Origin of the sequence: Paenibacillus sp. SAFN-054 (genome assembly GCF_051966755.1) — a bacterium.
GTDB lineage: Bacteria > Bacillota > Bacilli > Paenibacillales > Paenibacillaceae > Paenibacillus_AQ.
On sequence record NZ_JBQCKS010000002.1, the window covers coordinates 511440 to 534579 of the forward strand.

At 51.7% G+C, this 23140-nt stretch carries 21 protein-coding genes; 1 reads left to right on the forward strand and 20 read right to left on the reverse strand.

The features are described 5' to 3' along the window. Nucleotides 1-7: 7 nt before the first annotated feature. The 20 genes from ACTHPM_RS13760 to ACTHPM_RS13855 all read right to left on the reverse strand — a co-directional run bounded on the left by ACTHPM_RS13760 (nucleotide 8) and on the right by ACTHPM_RS13855 (nucleotide 22044). Nucleotides 8-934, reverse strand: coding sequence for an ABC transporter permease (locus tag ACTHPM_RS13760; protein ID WP_440396245.1), 927 nt, complete (start codon nucleotides 932-934; stop codon nucleotides 8-10). A gap of 501 nt (nucleotides 935-1435) precedes the next feature. Then, the gene (locus ACTHPM_RS13765; protein ID WP_440395791.1) at nucleotides 1436-2173 is read right to left on the reverse strand and encodes a DUF4184 family protein; all 738 of its coding nucleotides are present in this window, start codon (nucleotides 2171-2173) and stop codon (nucleotides 1436-1438) included. Nucleotides 2174-2238: 65 nt separating this feature from the next. Then, complete coding sequence (locus ACTHPM_RS13770) at nucleotides 2239-3054, reverse strand: inositol monophosphatase family protein (protein WP_440395790.1); 816 nt, start codon at nucleotides 3052-3054, stop codon at nucleotides 2239-2241. A gap of 11 nt (nucleotides 3055-3065) precedes the next feature. Then, the gene (locus tag ACTHPM_RS13775; RefSeq protein WP_440395789.1) at nucleotides 3066-3590 is read right to left on the reverse strand and encodes an N-acetyltransferase family protein; all 525 of its coding nucleotides are present in this window, start codon (nucleotides 3588-3590) and stop codon (nucleotides 3066-3068) included. A gap of 217 nt (nucleotides 3591-3807) precedes the next feature. Beyond that, nucleotides 3808-5424, reverse strand: a complete 1617-nt coding sequence (locus ACTHPM_RS13780) for an ABC transporter substrate-binding protein (protein WP_440395788.1) — start codon at nucleotides 5422-5424, stop codon at nucleotides 3808-3810. A 62-nt stretch (nucleotides 5425-5486) separates the two neighbouring features. Further along, a complete protein-coding gene (locus ACTHPM_RS13785; RefSeq protein WP_440395787.1) occupies nucleotides 5487-6380 on the reverse strand; it encodes a carbohydrate ABC transporter permease in 894 nt (297 codons plus the stop codon). Between the two features lie 15 nt (nucleotides 6381-6395). Continuing rightward, nucleotides 6396-7343, reverse strand: coding sequence for an ABC transporter permease (locus ACTHPM_RS13790; RefSeq protein WP_440395786.1), 948 nt, complete (start codon nucleotides 7341-7343; stop codon nucleotides 6396-6398). A gap of 192 nt (nucleotides 7344-7535) precedes the next feature. Continuing rightward, nucleotides 7536-9767 (reverse strand): helix-turn-helix domain-containing protein, encoded by a 2232-nt coding sequence (locus ACTHPM_RS13795; protein WP_440395785.1) that lies wholly within the window; start codon nucleotides 9765-9767, stop codon nucleotides 7536-7538. Nucleotides 9768-9920: 153 nt separating this feature from the next. Beyond that, nucleotides 9921-10190, reverse strand: a complete 270-nt coding sequence (locus ACTHPM_RS13800) for a hypothetical protein (RefSeq protein ID WP_440395784.1) — start codon at nucleotides 10188-10190, stop codon at nucleotides 9921-9923. Next, nucleotides 10190-10711, reverse strand: coding sequence for a class I SAM-dependent methyltransferase (locus ACTHPM_RS13805; protein WP_440395783.1), 522 nt, complete (start codon nucleotides 10709-10711; stop codon nucleotides 10190-10192). The genes ACTHPM_RS13800 and ACTHPM_RS13805 overlap by 1 nt, the downstream gene beginning before the upstream one ends. 13 nt (nucleotides 10712-10724) lie before the next feature. Further along, nucleotides 10725-11102, reverse strand: coding sequence for a hypothetical protein (locus ACTHPM_RS13810; RefSeq protein ID WP_440395782.1), 378 nt, complete (start codon nucleotides 11100-11102; stop codon nucleotides 10725-10727). Nucleotides 11103-11169: 67 nt separating this feature from the next. Continuing rightward, on the reverse strand, nucleotides 11170-11700 hold the full coding sequence (locus ACTHPM_RS13815) for a DinB family protein (RefSeq protein WP_440395781.1): 531 nt from the start codon (nucleotides 11698-11700) through the stop codon (nucleotides 11170-11172). A 24-nt stretch (nucleotides 11701-11724) separates the two neighbouring features. Continuing rightward, nucleotides 11725-12837 (reverse strand): Gfo/Idh/MocA family protein, encoded by a 1113-nt coding sequence (locus ACTHPM_RS13820; protein WP_440395780.1) that lies wholly within the window; start codon nucleotides 12835-12837, stop codon nucleotides 11725-11727. A gap of 16 nt (nucleotides 12838-12853) precedes the next feature. Continuing rightward, nucleotides 12854-13318, reverse strand: coding sequence for a hypothetical protein (locus tag ACTHPM_RS13825; RefSeq protein WP_440395779.1), 465 nt, complete (start codon nucleotides 13316-13318; stop codon nucleotides 12854-12856). A gap of 44 nt (nucleotides 13319-13362) precedes the next feature. After that, complete coding sequence (locus ACTHPM_RS13830; protein WP_440395778.1) at nucleotides 13363-13845, reverse strand: YfbM family protein; 483 nt, start codon at nucleotides 13843-13845, stop codon at nucleotides 13363-13365. A 59-nt stretch (nucleotides 13846-13904) separates the two neighbouring features. Next, nucleotides 13905-14324, reverse strand: coding sequence for a GNAT family N-acetyltransferase (locus ACTHPM_RS13835; protein ID WP_440395777.1), 420 nt, complete (start codon nucleotides 14322-14324; stop codon nucleotides 13905-13907). A gap of 171 nt (nucleotides 14325-14495) precedes the next feature. Next, nucleotides 14496-15080, reverse strand: a complete 585-nt coding sequence (locus tag ACTHPM_RS13840; protein ID WP_440421573.1) for a hypothetical protein — start codon at nucleotides 15078-15080, stop codon at nucleotides 14496-14498. 49 nt (nucleotides 15081-15129) lie between these two features. Continuing rightward, complete coding sequence (locus ACTHPM_RS13845) at nucleotides 15130-15678, reverse strand: 2'-5' RNA ligase family protein (RefSeq protein WP_440395775.1); 549 nt, start codon at nucleotides 15676-15678, stop codon at nucleotides 15130-15132. 28 nt (nucleotides 15679-15706) lie between these two features. Next, entirely contained in the window at nucleotides 15707-16873 is a 1167-nt protein-coding gene (locus ACTHPM_RS13850) for a metallophosphoesterase (RefSeq protein ID WP_440395774.1), read from the reverse strand. A 287-nt stretch (nucleotides 16874-17160) separates the two neighbouring features. After that, a complete protein-coding gene (locus ACTHPM_RS13855) occupies nucleotides 17161-22044 on the reverse strand; it encodes a DUF7507 domain-containing protein (RefSeq protein ID WP_440395773.1) in 4884 nt (1627 codons plus the stop codon). A 206-nt stretch (nucleotides 22045-22250) separates the two neighbouring features. On the opposite strand from ACTHPM_RS13855, the gene ACTHPM_RS13860 reads away from it, so the two are divergent. Then, nucleotides 22251-23051: a class I SAM-dependent methyltransferase gene (locus ACTHPM_RS13860; protein WP_440395772.1), complete on the forward strand. Its 801-nt coding sequence runs from the start codon at nucleotides 22251-22253 to the stop codon at nucleotides 23049-23051. Nucleotides 23052-23140: the final 89 nt, after the last annotated feature.

Consider the following 23140-nt stretch of genomic DNA (forward strand, 5'->3'; position numbering starts at 1 on the left):
CTCCTCTCTACCACAAACTGTTCTCGCTCGTCCGGCGTACGATCTGATTCACGACAACCAGCAGCACCGCGTTGATGACGGAATTGAACAAGCCAATGGCCGTCGAGAAGCTGTACTGGGCATCCACGAGACCGGATCGGTACACGAACGTGGATATGACGTCGGATGAGCTCATGTTCAGCGGATTTTGCAGCAGCAGAATCTTCTCGAAGCCTACGCCGAGCAAGCTGCCCATGTTCAGGATCAGCAGAATGGTCATCGTCGGAATCAGCGTCGGTATGTTGATATGCCGGATGCGCTGAAACCGCGAAGCTCCGTCAATGATCGCCGCCTCATGGAGTCCCGGGTCTACGCCTGACAGCGCTGCCAGATAAATGATGGTGCCCCAGCCCGCGCTCTGCCACACGCCAGATAACACGTACATCGTTTTGAACCATCTCGGGTCTGTCAGAAATTCCGGTGACTGGAAGCCCAGCGCTTCAATAATATGAATGACGAAGCCTGTGGATGGAGACAGGAACGAAATAATCATGCCTGCCATCACGACAACCGAAATGAAGTGTGGCGCGTACGTGACCGTCTGAGCCAGCTTTTTGAAAAAGCCGTTCCTCACCTCATTGAAGGCAAGCGCCAAAATGATCGGGATCGGGAATCCGATGGCCAGCTCGTACAAGCTGATGCTCAGCGTGTTCCAGAGCAAGTCCCAAAAATAATAAGAGTGGAAAAAACGTTCGAAATGATCAAAACCGACCCACGGACTTCCCGTAATCCCTTTGGTAGGAATGAAGTTTTTGAATGCGATCTGAATGCCGTACATCGGCCCGTAGGAAAAGATCAGAAAGTAGAAAAACGCCGGAGCGATGAAAATGTACAATTCCCAGTTCTGCGAAATTCTTTTCCATAACCCTTTGTCCGCCCTGCCCGGCTTCAGCATCGCTCTGCCCTTGACGGCTGTTCTTGATTCCTGCATAGGATCACCCCTTCCTGTTGTTAGGTTTGTCTTTGGTTTGCCCGGCCAGCCTCCCCGTTCCATGGTGCGGAAGGTTTGCTAGCGCTTACATTCCTAACGATAGATGACCGCCTCAATCACCGTAAATATGTCATTTCAGGGATATCATCGATTCCTTATGCAGCAAGGCTTGGCGCCCGATTGACAATGCATTTTGACAAGCGGACAATGTGTCGTTTTTGCTCGAAAGTAAGGGCTTTCATTGCTGACATCAATTATGACCAATCTGCTGAAAATCGAAAGATTTCATGCCAAACGAAAGATGTCAGGGACCGCCGGGCGAGCTCGAATCAGCTTTCATGAACGCAAAAAATAGACCAAGGGTTCTCCCCCTGGCCTTGTCGTTTCCTTCTAAAAAATCAGATCAATTACGATCTCATCCCAAATCTCTTCCAGTTTCCGTCCCAACATCGAGACGTCCAGATTTCAACTTCCCCTTCGAAAAATCAGGCCCGCCGCAGCGATGCCCAGCAGCATGCCGGAGATCGGCGCGACAACGAGAATGCCAAGCTTGTTCGCGCTCGAGGTCAGAACCAGCTTGAGCAACGTTGTTACCGCCGAAGTAGCGAGGACACTGCTCCAGTACATCCACTTCCTCCGGGCGGTTGCGCGCGGAAAGCTGGGATCCGAAAGGGATGCCTTAGCCAGAACCCGCCAAAGGATCAGCAGCTCAGCCGCCAAACCGAAAACGGACAGCGAATGCTGCAGTATTTTAAAGACGGGAAGACCGAAATAAATGTGCTGCAGCACCGACAGCCTCATGACGGCATAACCGGATGCGTGCGTGAACGCATCGATCGCGACGTGGCTGTAAAAGCCGATCACGACGGACAGCAAAAATACGACCCAGCTGCCAAACCGCCGGTGGTCAAACGATCGCCAAAGGCCATACGCCCTCGCGTCGAGATCATACCGGGACGGCAGATGCAGCGCAAAGGGTCTCATGATCACCTGAAGCAGCAGCATAATCACGATGCTGAGCGGAATGGCCGTAAGCAGCAAGCCCCATGGCGTGTGTCCGATCCGCTGGTACGGCTCCAGCGCGATAAAATATTCGAAATCCGGCGACATGCTGCCCAGAATCAGTCCGGTAAGACTTAAGTAACGCGGCTTGATGCATTTCACCGGAGCGATGTAGAACGGATGGGCGAATGTAAACGGCATAGCCTACTCTCTCCCTGCTGCTTCATACTTTTGCACTGTATGCGCTGAATTGTACGGCACCTACCCTATGAGCGCATTCCCTCTCTTACCAGCTCGAGCAGCTCTTCCTGGTGCTCCGGATGGCACGCGAGCAAATAAGGCTCCTCGCTCATCCCGTCAAACGGTTTTCCGTCAAAATCAATGACGACGCCTCCGGCCTCTTTGACCATCAAAATGCCTGAATACAGGTCGTCCCCTTCGGAATTATATAAAATAATGCCGTCCAGATCGCCCTTGGCGAGCATGCACCACTGCAAGGTCGGCGCCCACAGCCGCATCATGCGTTTAAACTTCAGATCGATGAAATGCCGCAGCTGCACCGCCGCCGGATCATTCTGTACCTTATGCCCCTGGATCCAGCCGACATTCCCCCTCCGAAAATTGGGGCTGCTTCGGACATGTACCGGTTGATCGTTGCAGAACGTGCCCTCGCCCGCTGAGGCAACAAACATCCGGTCCGTGAGCGGCTCGTACACGACGCCGAGCACAGGCTCTTTGCGGTACATCAGCGTGATGGATACGGAGAACACCGGCAGACCGATCGCAAAATTGTTCGTACCGTCAAGCGGATCAATAAGCCAGAGCCAATCACTCGCCGCCCCCAGTTCCCCCGCTTCCTCGCTATGGATCTGGTGATTTGGAAAGGCGGCTTGGATCTCTTGTAGCATGACCGCCTCCGCGAGATGATCCACTTCCGTGACGACATCCCCGAATTCGTCCTTGGTTTGCACGTCTGCGATGTCATCGAACTTCCCTTTGGCTATTTGCCCGGCCTCCCGGATGATGCGCACAGCGAGCCGTTTGGCCGTTTGAATGATCTCTGTTTCTGTTCCTGTGTACATGCTTCACCTCTTTAGTTCAATCTATAACGTTCGTAATAATAAGCCATCAGCTCTTCATCATACGTCTGCCCCTGCACCCTTAGCGCATCCTTTTCAATCCCGTAAGTCACAAAACCCAATTTCTTATATAGCGCAGCCGCCGAAAGGTTCGTCGTGACGACCGCCAGCTGAATCTGCCGCAGGCCTTCAAGTTCTTCGCCCCGGAGCAGTATTTCACGCATCAGCTTGCCCGCGATACCTTGCCCCCGGCTTCCCGGGGATACGTACACGCCCCAGATCATGCCTTTGTGGCGCATTTTGATGGCCTGTTCCCTACGGAATCCGGCTATGCCCACCAGTTCGTTCTTCCCGGTGAAAGCGCCCAATATGTAATTGCCCGGCTCGGTGTTAATCTTGAGTTCCACTTCGTGCATCGGCGTGCCCGCTTGCTCCTCATAGGAGGAGCCGAAAGCCTCCGGGTGTGATTTCAAAGCTTCCAGCCGCAGCTTCCAGAACGCTCCCGCCTGCTCGCGCCGTACCTGCTCTATGCGAATCATCTTGATAACCTCCTTCGAACTTTACGTCATAAAAACGTTGAAGTTTACGCGGTCGCGCATGCCTAACTCATAGTTTACTATAATTACATAATATAGGAAGCGGTGAGCTTGAAAATGATTAAAAAAGCCGCCGAGCCTAAAAAAAGCCGGCCCCATGTCTCTGCAGACATGGGGGCGGCTCCTATTTTTAGCGGATCATCCAAATACCTCTCCGTATTTATTTCACGGACTGAAACCGGTCATAGGTCTGCTGGTAGATTTGCAGGAACTCGTCGAGTCCGCTCTTCTTCAGCTGGGCCAGATAGCCGTCCCACTCCGCGTCGATGTTGCCGTCGATGACCCACTGCGCCTGCTTCTTTTTCACGAAGGTCGTGATATCCGTGCTCAGCACGCTCAGGCGGTCGGAATCCTCCACGGTAAAGAACATGCCCGCCGGAAGCGTGAATTTTTTCATGAATGGCTTATAGATGTCCAGGTACTCGAGCCGGGTTTTAATTTTCGGTGAAAGCTCGATCTTTTGGTACGTATCCCCAAGGATCGCGACAGAACCGCCATAGCATGGGCTCTCGGAGCAGCGGAAATCGTCATAGCTCATTCCCTCCGGCGTCGGCAGGAACTCGTATTTATCGCCGCTCGTTTCCTTGAAGTTCACGCCGACGGGCCCGAACTCCCATTCGACGGAATGACGCTCCTCATAGATCGTATCAATCCAGCGCATCGACTCCTCCAGATGCTTGTTCGCCGACGTGATCGAGAAGCCCGACTTCGATACGGCCAACTCCTCATACTTGTTGACCAGCTGCTGGCCCTGCGGGCCTTTCAGCGGTACGATCGGCACGTAATTTTTCGCATTTTCCGATCCGACGACGTTCTCCGCATTGTATCCCGTGAATGCCCCGAAGATCGGTCCGCCGGCGCTGTGGCCTTTAGAGAAATACAGATTGCGGTCCTGCGTATAAGCCTCGGGATCGATCAGTCCTTGTTTATAGAGCGAATTCAAATACTTGGTCGCTTCCTTGAACTCCGGCGTGATCGCGGTGTAAGCAACTTTGCCGTCCTGAACCATGACATGCGAGCCGTTATCCGGCAGCCCGAAGGCGCCGTAAAGGCTGAAGACGCCGTTCAACGTATTCCCGTTCGAGAAGCTGAACGGAATTTCGTCCTTTTTGCCGTTGCCGTTCAGGTCCCCCTTCTCCTTGAATGCCTTTAGCACCTGCTCGAATTCCGCCGTCGTGGCCGGAACGGACAAGCCGAGCTGGTCCAGCCAGGTTTTGTTGATGAAGTACACTTCTCCCAGCTCGTTGGCCCCTTCGGTAATGACGTTCGGTATCGAGTAAATATGCCCGTCCGGCGCGGTGACCACCTTCTTGATATCCGGGTTTTCCTCCAGCAGCTTTTTGATGTTCGGCGCATATTTGTCAATCAAGTCTTCAAGGGGAATTAATAGTCCCTGCGTGCCGTATTTGAGAATGTCCGAATCGCTCAGGCTGCTTCCGCCGAAGAAGGCGTCCGGCAGGTCGCCGCTCGCGAACATCAGGTTTTTCTTCTCCTCGTAGCCCTGCTCGGAAGCATCCCAGTCGATATGAATATTGGTCAGCGCCTCCATGTCCTGCACGACCTTCAGCTGATCGGTGCTCTTTTTTTGCTGGTTGGCCTTGCTGGTCACGAATTTCAGCGTCAATTTGTCTTTGACGATAGGATAGCCTGTCAGATTGACGTTGCTTGACGGCTCGGCGGCATCCCCATCACCGGAAGACGATTCTTTGCTGCATCCAGCCAGAATTACCCCCATGCTGACCGCAAGCGCCAGCGCGGGACGAACGATTCGTTTCATGTGCATCATCTTTTTCATCATTCCTTGAACCCCTTTCGATTTTCCATGGTTTGGGTACTTCCCTAGCCTTTGATGGAGCCGATCATGATGCCTTTGACGAAATACCGCTGCAAAAATGGATACAGCACAAGCACGGGCAGACTCGACACGATAATCGTCCCGTATTTCATAATGTCCGCGACCCGTAGCGAGCTGCCGTCGTCCGTTGCGCCCAGCGTGGATTCCGCCGGAGCCTCGTTGACGATCAGGATTTCGCGCAGCACCAGCTGCAGCGGATACAGATGCTCATCGCGCAGATAGATGAGTCCCGGAAAATACGAATTCCAGTGCGCAACAGCGTTGAACAGCACCATCACCGCGATGATCGGCGTGGATAAAGGCAGCACGATGCGGAGAAAAAAGCGCGTGATCGAGCTACCGTCGATTTCAGCCGATTCCTGCAGTTCCTTCGGAATGCTCGTTTGGAAAAAGGTGCGGGTAATGATGATGTTATACGCAGACAGGGCGCCGGGCACGATTTGGGACCAGATCGTATTGGTCATGCCCAGGTTTTTGATGAGCAAATAAGTCGGGACCAGCCCGCCGCCGAAAAACATCGTGAAGACGATCAGCAGCATGAAAGCATTGCGTCCCATCAGATCGGACCTGGACAGGGCATAAGCGCCGGGCAGGGTCAGCAGGACGCTGAGCAGCGTGCCGAGCGTGGTATAGATGAGGGTGTTCTTATAACCGTTCCAAATGTCCTTCTCCATGAAAATCCGGTGATACCCCTCAAAGGTGATGCCTTTCGGAAACAGCCAGACGCTCCCGGTATTGACGCTGTCCGGATCGCTGAACGATGAGATGACGACGAGGTACAGCGGATAGATGACGGCCAGCACGATGATTGTCATGAACGTATAGTTCGCGATATCGAATAACCGGTCGAAGCCGCTTTTGCGCGTATGTATGCTCATGATGCCCCCTCTCCTTTACCAAAGACTGTTCTGCTTCAGGCGCTTGGCCAGCTCATTGACCGTGATCAGCAGAACGAAGTTAATGACGGCGTTAAACAGCCCGACGGCTGCGCTGTAGCTGTATTGGGCACTCAGCAGGCCCGATTTGTACACGTACGTTTGAATGACTTCGGAGGCATCGAGGTTCAGCGCGTTCTGCATCAGATACACCTTCTCGAAGCCGACGTTCATGAAATTCCCGATGTTCAGAATGAGCAGGATCATGACCGTAGGCATAATGGAGGGCAAATCGATGTGCCAGATCCGCTGATACTTGTTCGCGCCGTCCACCGTCGCGGCCTCATGCAGGTCGGGGCTGACGTTCGTCAGCGCGGCCAGATAAATGATCATCGACCAGCCGGCGTTCTGCCATAAGCCCGAGAAAACGAAGATCGTCTTGAACCATTCCGGGCGGGCCATGAAATAAGTCGGTTCGCCGCCGAAAAAGACGATGAGCTCGTTGATCAGTCCGTTCCGCGGTGACAGAAACACGAAGAGCATACCTACGATGACGACCGCCGAAATGAAATGCGGCGCATACGTCACCGTCTGGATAAACTTTTTGAAGCGGACGTTGTTGATCTGGTTCAGCAGCAGCGCCATGATGATCGGGATGGGAAATGAAATCGCTAATTCGTACAAGCTTAGCAGCAGCGTATTCTTCAAAATCACCGTAAATTGCGGAGAGTTGAAAAAACGCTCGAAATGCTCAAGCCCCACCCAAGGGCTCTCCCAAATCCCTTTGACCGCGATGTAGTTTTTGAAGGCGATCTGCAGCCCGTACATCGGTCCGTAATTGAAAATCAAAAAGTAGGCAATCGTCGGCAGCAGGAACAGATACAGCTCGTAGGACCGGTGAATCCGCTTCCATTTTGATGTGCGTATGAGCGGCGCCCTCAGCTTTTCTTGTTGAGCCAGCTTCAATCCATAACCTCCCTTTCCGCATATTGTTTGGAACAATTCCACTGTACCCAGCGGGTCCTTTTCCGGTAAACATGTGAAAGCTCCTGGCAATCGGCGAAATGTCCTCAACTCAAAAAAGCCTTCGCATTCAAGGCTTTTTCGTTCACCGCAATGATCAACATCATAGCTGATTCGCATAGACGGCTGGTCGTTTCACTTATTTACCGAAGCATGCAGCTTGCGGTATTCACCGGGAGTCACCCGGAATCGCAGCTTGAACTTCCGGATAAAGCTGGATACGTCATAGTAACCGATCTGCTGTACCACATCCTTCAGAGGCAGGTCGCTGTAAACGAGCAGCTCCTTGGCTTTTTCCAGCCGATAGTAATCCAGAAAATCCATGATCGTCTGGCCCGTCCGTTTCTTGAAGGCTGCGTTAAGGTAGGAGCGCGATACGGAAAAATGCTCCGCCATGCGCTGAACTGAAAATTCATGCTCTGCGTAGTGTTCTTCGATATGGGCAATCCATTCCCCGGGCAATTCGGGAGCGGGCTTCTTCGTTTGCTGAACAAACGTGCAGATGCGCCGTACCAATGAGATCAGATCCTGCATCGTATCGAATTTGGCAAGGCTGAACACGTCGGGATAAGGCTCCTCGGGGTGTGGAGAGCTCCAGCCGAAATGGGTTTTGATCATACAGCCCACGACGTCGTAACAGATGCAGCGGGCGATATGAAGCGGAATCGGATTTTGCTGCATGTAGCTCTGCAGATTCTCCAGGATCTGTTCGACCTTAGCAGCGTCTCCCTGCTGCATGTACGGGAGAAGGAGCTCCATCTCCTCTTTCGGATACCAGTTGGACGAAATATTCTCCGCCTTGATGTCGCGGTAGGTGATCAGCGTGTTATGGCCTCTAATCAGCTTGTAATCCAAAGCGGTGGAAGCTTCGATGTAGGATTTGCCCACCTGGCTGATGTCGTCGTACAGGCCTCCCACCCCCATGGTTACTTGATGTCCCGAACTATCGTTCAGCCGCTCATGCAGGTCCAGCAGAAGCCGGTGCCGCTCTCCCTTCCCCTCTTCCGATATCGCGCATATGAACGTGCCTTTTCCTTCGTCCATCGTATCGACGTGATAGCTCTCAAAAGCATCGCGAAACATCGCCTCCAGCCACGGGGTATCCTGCTCGGTAATGAGGTCCATAGGAAACGGGGTTCTCCAATCGATCAGCACGACAAAATAAAAGGGCTTCGTAAAAGCCACGCCAACCTCAAGGCCGTCCCGAAGAAACCTGTCCGCATCAAAAATCCTTCCGCGCAGCAGCAACAGCAGCAATTGATTACGGGCCGCGGACCGGCTGCTCTGGAATTTGGTCTGAAGCTGCTCATGATCCGCGGCCAATCGGCCGATGATGCCATGAGCCTCGTGAACGCTGCGAGCCCCGCCTCCCCACTGCTTGCCGATGAATGCGAGCAGTTGGTCGATCGGCCTGTAATTCAGCCGCATCAGCAAAAATATGAGCACGCTTCCGATAAGCAGCAGCACGAGCACCGACACGAAAAACTGTGATTTGACGAGGCTGGTTTTATCCAGAAAATCATTTTCGGGAAGCAGGGTTACGTAAGTCCAGCCGTCATTCGGGGCTTGGAGCGTAGAGATTGCGTACGGACGGTGCTCCAGTGTTGTCAGCGCCATGCCATTTGCCGCCCCTTGAAGCGCCTCTTCGAACGCCGGGCTATCCAGGTAGGTGTCGTGATGCATGGCAGCCACGATATTTCCGTCCTGATCCAGGATGAGCGAATTCCCGTTTCTTTCTTCGAGCGTGCCCTCCAGCAGCTTCGTCACGGCATCCTCCTCCACGAAGAAAATCAACGCGCCGTATGGGGAAGCACTGTTATATGGGATTGGAACCATGTAAGTGAGCGTCCGTTCCGAATTCAGCTCCTTCGATGCCACCGGCTCGGCCGGGCGCAAAACCGGCTTGGTGATATGCTGCATATCAAACAGAAATTGATCGGAGGTCCAATTTTGATACTGGTATATCGTCTCGGCAAAAGCCGAAACCGGGTAAGTCGTATTGGCGGAATACATGTACGGATTGTCTTTCAAATATAAAACGACATTGTGAATGAACTGATTGGCAGCGGTATAGCGGAGAGCATCCTTGGCATCCAGCGCGTAGGACATGGATTTGTTGAGCTTGTACGGCGACAGCTCAGGCTTGGATGAGACTTCGATTGCGATTTTGTTCATTTCGTTGATTTTGGATTCGAAGGTGCTTCTGGCCTGCTCGAGGACGTGCCGGTGTCCCTGCGTAATTTCCTCCTGGAGGATTCCGATAAACCGTTGAACATTGAGAAGACCGATGAGAAGGATCGGTATCAGCAGCAGCACGACATACGACAGCAGGTAGCGGTAAAATAACGGAGTGATCTTTCTCCCCAATGGAACATCCCCTTTCCCATCGCGCTCTCCAAATGAAAATACCCGCATCGGATGCGGGTTATGGTGTTACAACAATTATATGGAGCCGTGCCTTAAACGCAATGATCTTTGGTTGGCTAGTTTTGACACTTTGTCAGGTAGGAAAAGCATTGATTACCCGCCGGCCGAACGGTGTTTCCTCGCCGTCACGATCGGCTGATAGTACCCCGACTCCAAAGGCATGTGCCACTGGATATCCCGAAAGCCGGCAGCTTCCAGGGCTTCGCTCAGCTCGGATCTGAGCAAGGCTCTATAAACGGTCTTGTTCACTTGGGTCAACCACTGGCCGTCCTCTTCCTGCATCATGTATTGATTCGTGACATAGCGGTTCCCCTCCTCGCTCCAATCCCACACCTGGAACACGATCCGCTTACCTTTATCCATTACCCTGGGTTTCGTCGCCCGCTGCTTATGCTGAATTTCGTGATCGTAGTCTCTGATGGATAAGAGCAGTAAACCGTCTTCTTCCAGCTTGACGAAGAACTGCGGCAAGCCTCGCGAACATCTTCGTCCGTTAGCAAATGAGGGATCGCGTTATCCGCCGATAGGATGACCTCAAACCGCCCGGCGATATCCGTATCAAGCGTCCGGAAATCGGCGATGCCGAATTGGATGCTTACGCCAAGCTCAGCGGCTTCGCGCCGCGCCCGCTCCACCGCCTGAGGGCTGAGATCTGTCGCGGTGACGGTGAAGTGACGCTGTGCCAGGCCGAGCGCCTGCGTTCCGATTCCGCAGGAAGCGTCCAACAGCCTGATGGCCGCCCCCTTTTCATGCGAAAGCCGGGAACGAATGAAGCGATCAAAAAACTCGCCCTGCTCTTGAACCGCCTGATCCCAGTCGGCGTACAGCAAATGGTATGCGGGTGCGAGTCCGTCATAAAATTCCAGGTTCGGGTTGGTTTCCATTGCAGTTCCTCCTCTATTGTTTCTTAGACGGCGATGATCCGCTGCCAAACCACCTCTTAAGCCTGTTTATACCCAGCAGCAGCGAAGCCTGAATGGCTCCGAAGAAAAGGGCTGCCAGCGTGACAAGCACTTCCTTATACTGATCGAACGGCATGAAAAAGGGCGCGGTTTCCGCAGGTAAATACCAATGAACGAGGAAACTTGATACAACAGAGTTAAGTAAAACAAGCAGCCCCAGGTACCTGTGCTTCCTGACCAAGAGAAGCGGAAATAAAATTACGATAAAATAGAAAAAAGCGTATTGGTAGTAGTAATCCAGATACATAGCAACGAAGACCAGTGGAGAGCACAACAGGCAGGCGAGCAGCTGGAGCAGATGATTTTGGCTCACTTTATACTCCTCTCTTTGTACAAATGTCCCAGTACTTCGTACTTACCGCAAGGCGCTGGTTCAGCACCTACAGGCTCGCTAACCTTTTTCGGATCATCCGGATCTGGCCCCGGTGATTGATCTCATCCTCAAACACGTGGAACCACATGAAGTAACGATTGGCCGACTTGTTATACCAGAACGGCTCCTCGGCATGCAGCCATTCATCATTCACCGTTTTGAATAGATCGAGGGTTCGGTTTCTGACTTCGTCCAAGACATTCAAATAGTAATCCAGATCATGCCCTCGAATATGCTCGCGTCCTTCATCACCCAGCATCAGGGCGGGCCGCCATTCCTCTATTTCCTGTTCGGTCAGTTCCCGTCCCTCAAAGGTTTCAACGCTATAGGCATTCTCCACGGCAGCAAAATGCATCAGCAGCATGCCGATCGAATTGCTCTCTTCGTCCATCCGAAAATCCAGCTGCTCCGCCGTTAAGCCTTGAGCGGCCTCCAGCGTCGTATATCTTGCATAATTCATCATCGACAGCAGACGTCCGACCTGGGGCGTATAGCCCGGTATATCGGTAATGAGATAGATTCTGTCCATATCCAGCATTGCGGTTCCTCCTTTAGAGTTCTTCTAGATATACTCACTGCGAGTATCAAAAAGGTCCCGGTCCAGCCTCGACCACGGCGTAAAGGTTGTCGATAGTGTATAACGCTTCCCGGTTTCTGCTGAACGATAAGCTCCGAACATGATTTCATGGACATGCAGCTGCTGCCTGGCTGATTGCAAAGGCTGCTGGCCCGTTCTCAAGCAGTGAGCAAAATGCTCGATCACACTTTCAGCCCTGTGAGCATCCATGCTTCCGTGCGGAACGTAGCAGTGATCCAATCCCCGCCAATTCACTTGCTCCGAACCTGGAGCCACCTCTAGCAGCGACTGAATAACTAATGGATAACCGCTATCACCTAGAGCAAGGGTACCTTTTCGTCCATAAATGATCGTATTGTTCTGCTTAAACGCCTGCCCCCATAAGGAACGGATCACTGCATGCTGCCCTCCGGCAAACTGCAAAATAAGCGTTGCATTGTCGTCCACATCGCTGCTTACTTTTTTGCCGCCACCGACGATCCGGTTCGGAATGAGATTATTCACCTCAGCTACAACGCTGACAGCAGGCCCAAGCAAGCCGATCAGGCGACTGACAGGATACACGAGGCAATCCAGAACAGCTCCTCCGTGGGATATGGACTTATCGTAGTACCAATTGTCGCGCCACGGTCCAGGGAGGGATAGCTGGGCTTCCGCACCGGTTATTTTTCCAAGATATCGTTCATCGATGAATTCGGAGGCAGCCAAGTAAGCGGGATGAAGATCAAACGGGAGGCACATAAAGATGGAGTTTTGCTCCTCTGCTAAAGTAACCATCCGTAGACAGTCCTCGAATGTCGTTGCCATCGGCTTTTCATTCAGCACGCTTAATCCCCGTTTCAGTGCTTCCATTACCGGCTCCGCATGCACGGAATGTGGAGTCGTGACGACGACCGCATCCAGCTCCTCGGTGTCCATCATCTGGCGATAATCATCGTACCAGCTTGGGATTCCATATGCGGCCGCTTTGGTCTCCGCGTTGTCCAAATTTCTGGAACAGGTAGCCACAAAGCGAACGCCTTCCAGCTGTGCCGCCTGTTCAAAATAACGGCTGCTCACATGCCCGCTTCCAATCATGCCTAAACGAATGGTTTTCATCGCATAGCTAGCTCCTTTAACTGTTACGTAATCTGCGAAGCAATTCTTTCTTCAGCTCCGGCTTCGAATCTGCCGTAATGTACGACTGCGGTGCTGCAAACAAATACTTCTGCTTGAGCTCCTCCAGCGGCAGCGGCTCGATTTCCCGAATGGAGCGGATGGGAATGGCGAATCCCTTTTTCAACCCTTTCATATATGAAGAAATACCTGAAACCGTGCCCGAGCCTTCCTCCTCAGCAATCAGACCAAGTCGTTCCACCTCGTCCACGATTGGCTCTCCGAATTCGATATAGCCCTGAATGGCTTTGACGGGCGAGCTCACATATATAAAAGCATTAACCGGTACGACCGGGAATTTCCTGCGAAACTCATGCTTCTTGATTCCCTGCAAAATCATCTCATAAGGCTCCGGCTGCAAGCTTAAGATGATAATTCGTTTATGATCCGCCGTTTCGGTTGGCATCCCCTGAATCCTGTTCATGTTGTAAGTCCTCCTTGCTCATCCGGGTGTTCGCGATACGGTTGCTAGATCGTATACAACAGCATTGCTTGCCCGCTGCCTGCCGCTTCAAGATAATAGTTCCTAACTTCCTTTAAGTATGAATAAATGTACTCCGGCTCTTCAGCTTGACTCCAATCCAAAGACGGATAAATGTCCAGATCGTTCATTTCCTCCGGGTCGAATCGCCGCTGAAGCTCCTCCTCACTTAGATCTGCCAAAGCAGCTGCTACTTCTTTGACTTCTGCGCCCGTTAAAAACCGAACCGGTCCATAGCCCATATCCTCACCGATCGGGGTCCCGCCCATAATGGTGTTAAACAGCGGGAGCTCCCCTTCCCAGGCACTTTTGTTCAAGACATAGTGGATTCCGTGCCACGCTTTATCGATATCCAGTTCCTTCTCCTCGCTATCCTCACTATAAATAAAATCGCTTATGTCCTCTTCATTCGCCTGCAACTGCTGCAGCTCAGCTTCAGATATACGCAGCAATTTCCCTATCATCCCCATGGTATTCGCCTCCTTATATTTATGGGGAATTTAAGCCCCCACGCGTTCACGATGAATCATCATGCCATTGTCCTATTCACCCATCTCATTCCCGGCGCCTCGCCCGGCCGCTCTTCGAAACCGAATTTTTCGTAAAAACCGCTCTTGCCCGCGGCTGCAAACAACTGCACCATGACGATTCCATGCTCACGGCATTTAGACAGCAGCTGTTTCAATATGGCGCTTCCCACGCCTTTTCCCTGATGATCCGGCAGCACGATCAGATCGCATATCACGGCCTGCAAAACACCATCGGATATAATGCGGCCCATGCCAACCAGCAAGTCCTGCTCATAGGCCGTCACAACGTACCAGCTGTCGTTCAGAGCCTCTTCCAATTTAAGGGGACCTACGTCCGTCATTCCCAACCACCCTGTACTCTCGATCAGTTCTATGAAACGGTTTCCTTCTGGCCGTGCTTCCTTTAATAACAAGGTCACTAACATCACCTCTTCTTATAAAAGATAGCCTGCTTACCGCTGAAGGCATTGATACAATGCCTCATTAAAATAGCGCTGGTCCTCCGCATAGTTATCCGTATACCGATTAAGCATCCGAACAGCGGCGTTATCTTTCGGCACGACCACGCAGTGCCTGGTTGAAGCTCTATTCTACTCTCTTATTCTAGCTGCCAATATCTGCTTCCACCAATCCTTGTTCATTATGTAATTCGTATGGACGGGTACGACCATGTAGTCTTCGCCAACCTCGATCGGTTCCGGAATGCCGCCATACACCAGATCCATGTTTAAACGGAACGAAAGGTACTCCCTCCCCAGCTCCTTTTTTAATTCATAGATGTAGCTATCGATATTAGGAACGCCCTCCCAATAATACATCGCGTTCTGTCCTCCAGCCGGCATGTACCACCACCGAATAAACGAGGGCCAGGCTTGCGTTAGCGCTTCCCTGAGTTCCGGTGAATCCAATTTATCGAAAGGAGGAGAAACAGCATTCGCAGCCGTCCTAATCTTTGCCCCCTGAGCTCTTTCCTTTAGCATGAGGTTCCACCAAGAGGTCCACTGAGCATGGAGCTTTTCCAGATAAAAAGCCGGCTGCTCGAACAGCTTCTCCGGCGGCCATTTGCTGTCTTTTTCAGCGAAGAGGCCATAAGCCGTCGCCGTGTAGATCATAAAGTTCAGGTCTATCTCGCCGGACAAGCATACACACCAATTGTCACGCGGATCCATGATCATAGCAATATTCCTTTCGGTTTGATTTATGCCGGGTGTTCTTGAAATGCAGCTATTTTATAGTGATGGAATGAACCGAGGGAGCCCCAATGCATATTTTGCCGCTATATTCGGTGCGAATCAGTGCTACTTCCGTCACCTCCGCCTGCAGGCTATCCATCCGGCTGGTGCAGTAATTGAAAGCCTCCAGCAGCTTATCAAGGCTCAAACGGTTGGCAATCGTACAATGAGGAATCCAGTTGCCAGGAGCATACAAAGGATCGCTTTTGGGGGCATATTGAATAAAATGCTCGTGATGCTGTTGATGAAAATGAACCAGCTCCGCGCTAACATTCGGCGTTAACAGCAGCGCCCCGGAGCGTATAAACGATCCCAGCGTACTGAAATTCAACTGTAACCGACTGCCTGAACGATATAATTCATCAAACTGATCTGTAAATTCGTCCAAGGCGAGGTCGCTGTAAGAAGCAATCGTCATATGCGGTCTTCTGCCCGGAACCTGCTCGGCATACCTGGAGATATTCCTCTCGCTCAGTTCAAGCCACAGCTTATTGATGTAAAGCTCGGTTGCTTCATCAAAATGCACAACGACGCCGTACATTGCCACACGACCTTTCTATTCTGAAAATCTAATAGAATACCTTCTTGCCATCCATTCCCTTCCGGATCAGCAGCGAATCAAACAGCCTTCCCTCTTGATCAATGCTGTTGATTTTCAATTGGTCCGGTGCGACCACGACCTGTACGAAATGCGGTACGGCAACAGACTGCGCGGTATGCCATTCTCTTTTGGGAAGCAGCCATTCGGGCATCGCCCCTGCTCCACCTGCCACGATGTAGACGATACCGTCGCTATAGTCGACCTTGCCTTCCCGAAGCGGATGGCTTCGTTCGTATACGATCGTGTGCGAATTGAACACCACGTCGACTCCATACTGCTCGAAGATCGGGTTCAGCTTCCTTAGGTCCTCGACCTGATAACCACCGGATACGTAGGGCGGATAATGAAAATAAACGATTTTCCACCGGGCGGTAGACGAAGCTAAATCGCGAATCAAAAAATCGATCTGTGCTTTTCCGGGGCCAATCGAATTGGCGCTATGCGGATAACTCTCTTTGGGAATCAGCTCCGTGCTGTCCAGACACGTGAAATGAACATCGCCGTAATCGAAGGCATAGTAATTTTTCGGCGGATCAAAAGCAAAATAGTCGTAATACCAAGTAGCGTTGTCTTCATGATTCCCGAGACAGCTGTAGGATGGCGTGTTTGCAAGAAGAGACTGCCCGGGGCCAAAAAAGTATGTATCCCAATCCTCGGCTTTTGTTCCGTCATTCACGATATCCCCAATAAATAATGCAACATCCGGACGGTACCGCTGCATTTGAGTGAAAATATTAACGTTAATCTGGCCGCCTGACGTATCGAATCCGCTGAATCCTCCCGTCTCGCTCGTTACCGTAAAAGAGAAAGGCACCCCGTTTTCTACCGCTGATTTCATCGGATGCGGTCCGGATTCGGCGGTATCAAGCCCGCTTTGCGAGTAAACACGATAAAAATAAAGGGTCCCAGGCTCCAAATTTCGTACGGTAACCTGATGGATCGTGCCCCTCCCTTCGTTCTCAAAAATGGCGATTACGTGTTCCGGCTTCTTGTAATTGCCTTGATAACCGCTATGGATGCGCTCCGCCACCAATACCTCGACTTTGGATGATGCAGGCTCCGACGTCTCCCACATGATGGTCATGGAGTTCAGCGTGGGCCACTGCAAATAAGGTCCTTTCAATATACGCAGCAATTATATCCTCTCCATATGCAAAAGGACCCTGCCATAGATTGCTATTATCTAGACCGGGTCCCATGTTGATTTATTCTCTTCCAATATTATACATGCACAAAGCCAGGGGCGGTAGCCTCGCCAAGTGACGAATCGAAGACAGGCTTCTATGAATGTAATCCTTCATCTCACTTTGTAAAAGTATAGCCCACCATCGTTTCATGCGTCTCGCGTTTAACTGGAACGATCAAGATCCTTAATCCTACGGAAAGCCGCGGATTAAGGATCTTTGGATTTACATCTCTACACTATTCCTCATGCTCAAGAATTTGAACCACGACCACATTAGAGCTGACCTGGAAGCTTTGGTTCGTACCCGCCGGTCGGAAAGATGCATTCGCGAGATTGTTAACCTTCCTCTTTGGCGGTACGATCACAGCCTTAACTGCGAATACTACATTCACCGTCTGGCTTGGAGCCAATCTTCCAAGCGAGATACCCGTCTCCGGATTCGCAGACGCCACCGGCTTACCGTCAATCGTAACACTGCCGGGCACAAACTGGAGGCCCTCCTGCAGTAGATCGGTGAGTACGGTATCCAACACAGGAACGCTGCCGTGATTGGTGACTAGCAGTGTGAAGTGGAATTCATCCTGTAAGAAGGCCAGGGTAGTGCTGGTCTCCTTCACGATGGTTAATGGCGGCGCAATCAATCGAAGCGTTGCTGAGGCCGATTGATTAATGCCTGGACCGGTAACCCGGAACGTATTGACGATGCTCTCTCCTTGGACCGAGTTCGGCGGTACGATGAACGGAACGACGAGCGCAGTGGTTTCCCCCGGATTTTGTGAGATCATCAGACCTTGTATCCTAAGCAGCGGGTCCGCTAACTGGATATTTCGCAGCGGGACGTTCCCCGTATTGGTAATGCTCAAAAGGAAGGTGACCCGTTGCCCTGGCAAGGCAGTCGACGGTCGGACCGTCTTTTTCAGATCTAACTTCGGCACTCCTAGTATTGTCACCGCAGCATTGGCTTCGAGTTCTCCGATCTCCAGAGATTCAAAAATGGCTGTATTCAATAGCCTTGTTCCGCCAAGCGTATTCCGCGGCACCGTGAAAGCCTGAGTTATGACCGTGGTGAAGCCCGCAGGCACTTCGTTGAAGATCGTCTCGATCCCGAGCAGTTCATCTGTGAATACCAGATTCGTCAGCGGCGCATTCGATAAGTTCTCGAAGGTGATCGTGAAATTTACCTTCTCTCCCGGAAGGGCCGCCTCGCGGTCTGCCGTCTTCGTTACCGAGGCACTAAAGGCCGGAAGCACAGTTAAAGTATCCGAAGCCGTCGTTTCACCGGTTTGATCCGAAGTCGCCGTTGCCGTATCCCTGATGACTGTACCTGCCGGAACTTCAGGCACGATAAACGGATAGATGACGGTTTGAAGCGTGCCGGCAGGAAGCAACGGAACCAGTGACTCAAAATTAAGCTGCGGATCGCTCAGAACGATGTTGGTCAGGTCCGTGTTTCCCGTGTTCTGCAATGTCAGAATGACCTGAACGGTTTGCCCCGGTTTAGCCTCCGGCGGCTCAATCGCCTTATTCAGCTGTAAGCCCGGAGCCGCCGCCACGGTCACCACGGCAGAAGCCTGAACCGGATCGGTCTCGTCAGAATCGGCGATGACTGTGTTGACGATGGACGTTCCTGCTAACGTTCCTACAGGTACGGTGAAGTTAGCGCTCAGCGTCCGGCTTTCGCCTGGGGCCAGTGTCCCAAGCGTCTCAATAAGGCTAAGGAAATTGTCAATCAGCGTCACATTGGTCAAGGAGCCGACGCTGGTATTCGTGACTATAATTGTATACTGCACCGTCTGCCCCGGAGCGGCGGTAGTGGGATTCGCGGTCTTCGTCACACTCATCGTAAAGGCCGGCGCATTGACAATCACCCTGGCAATCGCTTCAATCGATTCGGTCTGATCCGACGTCGCTGTACTGATATTCGTAATGATCGTTCCATCCGGAGTGCCGGGAGGAATGACGAAAGTCGGAGTAAACGTTTCAGACTGTCCAGGTGCAAGTACAGGAATGACTGCACTCAACCCGAGCAGCTGATCCCCGACTCCAACACTAATTAAATCCGTATTTCCCGTATTGGTTACGGTGATCGTATAGGTCACTGTTTCGCCTGGCATGGCACTGGCCACACTGGAGGTTTTGGTCAGCGTGATGGCAGGTGTGCCTAAGGTTGTAACGGAAGCTGAAGCACTCTGAGCTGCGGTTTCCAGCGGCGCTGCCGTCAGCACGTTAGTGAACACCGTGCCTTCAGCTGTATCCGCAGGGATCACAAACGGAATGGAGTCGCTAATTGAGGCACCCGGCGCCAGCGTTGGAATGGTGCTGGTGAAAGCCAGCAGCGGATCCGACAGCGCGATGCTGGTCAAGGGAACATTCCCTGTATTGGTCAACGTGAAGGTAAACACCACTTCTTCCCCGGGAATGGCTTCGGCTGGTGACACCGTCTTCGTTAACGTGAACGAAGGCAGGAGCACCAGCACCGTGGCACTGGCCTCAGCTGTAACTTCAACGGGACCGAAATGGCCGATGACAGTGGCTGTATTTACAAAATTAATGCCCGTATCCGGCGGAATGACGAACGGAATCGTGATTGTTTCGGATTCACCCACTCCTAACGTCCCCGCCAGCTCCCGGCTGATCCCCAGCACCGGATCCGTAAGCAGCACATCGGTAAGCGGCGTATTGCCGGTGTTGGTCACCACAAACGTATATGTTACGGTGCTGCCCGGTGCCGCTTCCGCCGGATTAACGGCTTTTGTCAGCGAAATCGCTGAAGCCCCGGTCACAATCACATCCGCATTGGCCGTCTCCGGGCCAACCTGATCCGACACCGCTGTCACGGTATTGCGAATGATATCTCCTTCCCTAGCGGTTGGTGGAATCACAAAAGGAGCGTCGATCTGCAAAGTCTCACCCGGGCTCAGGCTTTCCATAATCTGATCTACACCGAGCAAAGGATCGGTGACATGCACATTCGTGAGTGGGGCATTTCCCCCATTCGTAATGGAAATCGTATAACGCACGGTCTGCCCAGGCGCTGCTGTCGGTTGGTCGACCGTTTTGAAAACAAACAGAGCCGTAACGGTTCCCACAATAATGGCCGAGGTGGCCGACACCGCGCCTCTCTCCGCCGGGCTTGCAGTCGACACATTGGTGATGACGCTCCCGCCCGGAGCCTCGGCAGGTACGGTAAACGGAACTACAAAGGTTTGTGATTCACCTACCGCCATAAATGGCACAATTCTCGTGAAGTCGGTTAACGAATCGGCCACGACAACATTGGTGAGCGGGGCATTGGAGGTATTCGTCACGACGATGGTATAGTTCACGGTCTGACCCGGAGTGACGGAGAATTGATCCGGCGTTTTCGTGATTTGAATGTTGAATTCCGCCTGCACACTCACATCCGCTTCCGCGAAGACCGGGCCTGCCTCATCAGAAGCGGCGGTCACGATATTTTGAATAACGGTCCCCGCCGGAGTTTCTAACGGCACGATGAAATCCACGAAAAACTCAATCACCTCTCCAGGCTCCAGCCGAGAAACGAACTGATGGAGACCCAGGGTCGGGTCATCGATAATGATATTATTCAGGGGGGCTTCGCCGATGTTAAATACGGTGAAAGTATAATGAACGACTTCCCCGGGAAAAACACTGACCGGGAACGCAGTTTTGTTAAGGGCGATCTCCGCATTCAGGAAAGGCGTAATCACCGGGTTGGAAATGATGGTGCCACTCTCAAAGGGGCCGCCCGCGACGATTTGATATTCAAACTTAACTGCAGCCTCATTAATAATCGCATCGCCCGGTGGACGGAAAGCGACCTTAACTTGAAAGGTAAGAACACGTTCCTGACCGAGCAAGAGCCTTTCGAGTGGAATTCCTTCGGCCGGATTGGCCCCTGGCAAATGAAACCCATCCAGAAAAACACTGTCATCTACAAATACCGTTCCCTCAGGGATGTTGTCTACAAGGAAGGCAAAATCAGCTTCAGCCGTCCCGAAATTCCTCAGGAATATGGTATAGGTCAAAATTTGACCGATGACTGCCGTAGGTGTATCCACTTCTTTGAAGATATCAATCAAGGGAGCATTGAGATCGATTTGCAGGCCGAAAGCTGAGACAATATAAACATCGGCCGAAGTTCTGAATTCGACGGTTGCCTCTGTCTGATTGTTAACCAGCGTTGGAGAAACATCGACGTTGGTAATGTCCCATCCCTGTCTGCCGCCAACCACATTCGTCCCGGGAACGCCATTAATCTGGTTTCTTGTACCGAAGGTCCCGGATGTATCCAAATCACCATTATCATCATTAATTTGAGAGGCAAAGAAATTGTCAGCGAAGTTGTTAGGACCGCTTAATATGGTGAGAATGCCGGGAAAGGGACCGAATAACATCTGGTCTCCCGTCCCTTCAGCATCTCCTTCCTGTCCGGACACAGCCAGCCGGCCTGAGACGGGTCCCGAAACCGGCGTTCCGAATCCGCTGACTGTCGTTGTCACTGTACTGTTGCTGCTAACCGCAACACCGCCAACAAAAATGGATAGATTGCGAAAAGGGAATGAAAAATTTTGGTAAGCAACGCACAGCGTCCATCCGCAATAGTTAGCAGTTGAATCCGGAAACGAGATAAGTCCGGCGACTCCGCCGGTGGTATAGGTCCCTGCACCGGCCGCCTGAACGATCGAAGTCACATCTGCAGATCGCACATACCCATTGACACCTGTATTAATCGTCAAATTGTTCGTGGCTGTGGCCGGATCAGGGCCAACTTCAAACACACTTCCTTGGGGCGTTGTAAACGAAACCGATTTATCAATGAAATTACTGACATCCCCCGACGGGTTGGTATACGTAGCGCTCCAAACCAACTCTGCATAAAGCACGAAGCTGCCTGGAGGCATACGCAGCACAGCGCTGGAGCTGTTCAGGTTGAAATCATTGGTCGTACCCGGTGGATAGCTTCCGAATTGCAGCGACGTATCTGTTGTCGTAAACGCACCGATTGACCCTTCCGTACCAGGTGCACCAAGGGTATTAGACCGGCTGAGTCCCAGCGTATTTCCCGTAAAAGTAATCGCCCCCGGCTGATTTTCCACAAACCTCAAATTTAATGGCATTCCGTGCCTCCTTTACGTACTAAATCGTGCAAACTTATATAAGGTATGTCAATCCTTATCGGAATTTGCCTGTACATAACTAAACATAACTAATAACGAGGCCGAACAAGAAGATAGGTTAATACAGGAGGGTAAGCACATAGTCATCTTGTCTCTTTGCGGAATAACTTAATTAAAAGTAGGTACAAGTACAAGGAAAAGAAGGGATGGGGATGAGGATTGATCTCGGCTCAGGAAACCATAAATTCCGGGACTGCTTAGGCATCGATCGAATAGCATACCCGGACACGGATCTGGTGATGGACTTTAATGACAAGCTTCCTTTTGAAGAGGATACCGTTGATTTTGTCATGGCATCCCGAAGTCTTGAATACACAGATCATCTTCAATCCGTTATGCAGGAGTTGTACCGGGTATGCCGTCATAAAGCCATGGTCTGTATTGTGGCGCCTTACGCGCATGTCGCTTCTCATATGGTCCACCCGGAATATAAGCAGTTATTTAATGAGCATTCCCCCCGTTACTGGACTTCCTCCCCTGATACGATCATTGACGAGGATGAATTTATGCTGTCACGGCAGGATGTATGGCCTTTGTTGGAAAAAGAACAAGCTGCGATGGATTTCAGAGTGCTTCGCATGGAGTTCTTCTACTTTCCTGCGTATCACACGGGCTATGATCCTATTGAATTATCGTTATTGAGACAATCGCAGCTAAACGTCGCCTACCAAATCATGTTCCATTTGCTTGTCGTCAAAAAACCAATCTCGATACAGGAGCTGCTTCTCATAGGCCAATCGACGAAGTTCGAGGAGCCGGACTTTGTAACAGAGCAAAGAATAGCAGCGGAATCCAAAGAGGACGCTGAGCAATTATTTTACCCGAATCATATACCCCATTTGGAGCCGTATATAGAGCCGAGTAAATCAGTGCTGCCCAGGAAGCATGAGAACCGTTCCAAACGTATAAGAAGAAAGCCGATTGGTAGAAAACGGCGCCGCAGATAATTTAGAAAACATATAGGCTCGAAGATCTTTAACCTTCAGACAGGAAAAACGGCGGTCTGCCTCGTTTATCACGAGGCAGACCGCCGTGT

Excerpts from the sequence above, each read along its gene's own strand:
- ACTHPM_RS13815 (WP_440395781.1), bottom strand. The coding sequence starts at position 11,700 with ATGCTGGATATGGACAGAATCTATCTCATTACCGATATACCGGGCTAT.
- ACTHPM_RS13805 (WP_440395783.1), bottom strand. The coding sequence starts at position 10,711 with ATGGAAACCAACCCGAACCTGGAATTTTATGACGGACTCGCACCCGCA.
- ACTHPM_RS13825 (WP_440395779.1), bottom strand. The coding sequence starts at position 13,318 with ATGAACAGGATTCAGGGGATGCCAACCGAAACGGCGGATCATAAACGA.
- ACTHPM_RS13855 (WP_440395773.1), bottom strand. The coding sequence starts at position 22,044 with ATGCCATTAAATTTGAGGTTTGTGGAAAATCAGCCGGGGGCGATTACT.
- ACTHPM_RS13785 (WP_440395787.1), bottom strand. The coding sequence starts at position 6,380 with ATGAGCATACATACGCGCAAAAGCGGCTTCGACCGGTTATTCGATATC.
- ACTHPM_RS13775 (WP_440395789.1), bottom strand. The coding sequence starts at position 3,590 with ATGATTCGCATAGAGCAGGTACGGCGCGAGCAGGCGGGAGCGTTCTGG.
- ACTHPM_RS13770 (WP_440395790.1), bottom strand. The coding sequence starts at position 3,054 with ATGTACACAGGAACAGAAACAGAGATCATTCAAACGGCCAAACGGCTC.
- ACTHPM_RS13845 (WP_440395775.1), bottom strand. The coding sequence starts at position 15,678 with ATGTACGGCGTCGTTGTGCATTTTGATGAAGCAACCGAGCTTTACATC.
- ACTHPM_RS13860 (WP_440395772.1), top strand. The coding sequence starts at position 22,251 with ATGGGGATGAGGATTGATCTCGGCTCAGGAAACCATAAATTCCGGGAC.
- ACTHPM_RS13830 (WP_440395778.1), bottom strand. The coding sequence starts at position 13,845 with ATGGGGATGATAGGGAAATTGCTGCGTATATCTGAAGCTGAGCTGCAG.
- ACTHPM_RS13780 (WP_440395788.1), bottom strand. The coding sequence starts at position 5,424 with ATGAAACGAATCGTTCGTCCCGCGCTGGCGCTTGCGGTCAGCATGGGG.
- ACTHPM_RS13765 (WP_440395791.1), bottom strand. The coding sequence starts at position 2,173 with ATGCCGTTTACATTCGCCCATCCGTTCTACATCGCTCCGGTGAAATGC.
- ACTHPM_RS13820 (WP_440395780.1), bottom strand. The coding sequence starts at position 12,837 with ATGAAAACCATTCGTTTAGGCATGATTGGAAGCGGGCATGTGAGCAGC.
- ACTHPM_RS13800 (WP_440395784.1), bottom strand. The coding sequence starts at position 10,190 with ATGGATAAAGGTAAGCGGATCGTGTTCCAGGTGTGGGATTGGAGCGAG.
- ACTHPM_RS13760 (WP_440396245.1), bottom strand. The coding sequence starts at position 934 with ATGCTGAAGCCGGGCAGGGCGGACAAAGGGTTATGGAAAAGAATTTCG.
- ACTHPM_RS13840 (WP_440421573.1), bottom strand. The coding sequence starts at position 15,080 with ATGATCATGGATCCGCGTGACAATTGGTGTGTATGCTTGTCCGGCGAG.